The organism is Micromonospora endophytica (assembly GCF_003236305.1).
Lineage (GTDB): Bacteria > Actinomycetota > Actinomycetes > Mycobacteriales > Micromonosporaceae > Micromonospora > Micromonospora endophytica.
Map to the genome: position 1 here is coordinate 1 of NZ_POTX01000449.1, position 1,614 is coordinate 1,614.

The following is a 1,614-nucleotide window of genomic DNA, read 5'->3' on the forward strand; positions in this document are numbered from 1 at the left end:
CCTCCCCGAGCCACCAGTCAGTTCGTTGGCGTACGCGATCACCTGCTCGGGAATCTCCGGCACGTCCATCGTGGCCACCTCGCCCCACCTGTCGATCTGCTTGCTCCAGGCGTCCTGCTGGCCGGCGGAGAAGCCGAACGCCTTGGCCACGTCCCGCACCGCCGACCGGGGCCGGTACGAGATCACGTTGGCCACCTGGGCGGTGTGCTCCCGGCCGTACCGGGCGTAGACGTGCTGGATGACCTCCTCCCGGCGGCCGGACTCGATGTCCACGTCGATGTCGGGTGGGCCGTCGCGCTCGGGAGCCAGGAACCGTTCGAACAGCAGCCGGTGCCGGACCGCGTCCACGTTGGTGATCCGCAGCGCGTAGCAGACCGCCGAGTTCGCCGCCGAACCCCGACCCTGGCAGTAGATGTCCTCCCGCCGGCAGAAGTCGACGATGTCGTAGACCACCAGGAAGTAGCCGGGGAAACCCAACTCCTCGATCATGTTCAGCTCGTGGTCGAGTTGCGCGTACGCCTGCGGGTGCGCCTCGCGCGGGCCGTAGCGTTCCCGCGCGCCGGCCTCGGTGAGCTGCCGCAGCCAGCTCATCTCGGTGTGCCCCAGCGGCACCGGGTACGCCGGCAGCTGCGGCGCGACGAGTTGCAGGTCGAAGGCGAGTTCCGCGCCGAACTCGGCGGCCCGGGCCACCGCGCCCGGGTACGCGGCGAACCGGGTCGCCATCTCGGCACCGGAGCGCAGGTGGGCGGTGCCCGCGGCGGGCAGCCAACCGTCGATCTCGTCCAGGCTGCGCCGGGCCCGTACCGCCGCCAGGGTGGTGGCCAGCCGCCGCCGGCCCGGGGTGGCGTAGTGCACGTTGTTGGTGGCCACCGTGGGCAGCCCGGCGGCGGCGGCCAACTCGGCCAGCGCGTCGTTGCGGTCACCGTCGACCGGATGCCCGTGGTCGCTCAGCTCCACCGCCACCGTCTCCGCGCCGAACAGCGCGGTGAGCCGGTCCAGCTCCCGGGCGGCCGCGTCCACCCCCTCGGTGAGCAGGGCGGCCGGCACCTGCCCCTTGCGGCAGCCGGTCAGCACCAGCACGTGGTCACGTAGCTCGGCCGCGACCTCCTCCAGCTCACCGTAGACCGGGCGCCCCTTCTCCCCGCCGCGCAGCTGGGCGCGGGCGATGACGCGGGCCAGCCGGGCGTACCCCTCGTGGCCGTGGGCCAGCACCAGCAGATGGTTGCCGGGCGGATCCGGGTGACCGCCGCGGACCGACCCGCCACGTCCCGGACCTGCCGCAGCCATGGAGAGTTCCGCCCCGAAGATCGTCGGCAGATGCAGCGCGCGGGCCGCCTCGGCGAAACGGACCACGCCGTAGAAGCCGTCGTGGTCGGTGACGGCGAGCGCGGTGAGCCCCAGCCGGACCGCCTCCTCGACCAGTTCCTCCGGATGGCTGGCACCGTCGAGGAAGCTGAAGTTGGTGTGCGCGTGCAGCTCGGCGTAGGGCACCACGCCGTCGGGGCGGGTCAGCTCCGGTGGCCGGTAACCCTCCCGCCGCCGGCTCCAGGCCGGCGAATCGCCCCCGTCCGCCTCGACCGCCAGCGGATCCACCACATGCAGGTGCCGCCCACC

At 73.1% G+C, this 1,614-nt stretch carries 1 protein-coding gene; it reads right to left on the reverse strand.

All coding sequences use genetic code 11. The annotated features are described in order from the left end of the window. Window positions 1–1,614, reverse strand: a 1,614-nt coding sequence (locus tag C1I93_RS30370; protein ID WP_258378388.1) for a PHP domain-containing protein, incomplete at both ends; no start/stop codon positions are given.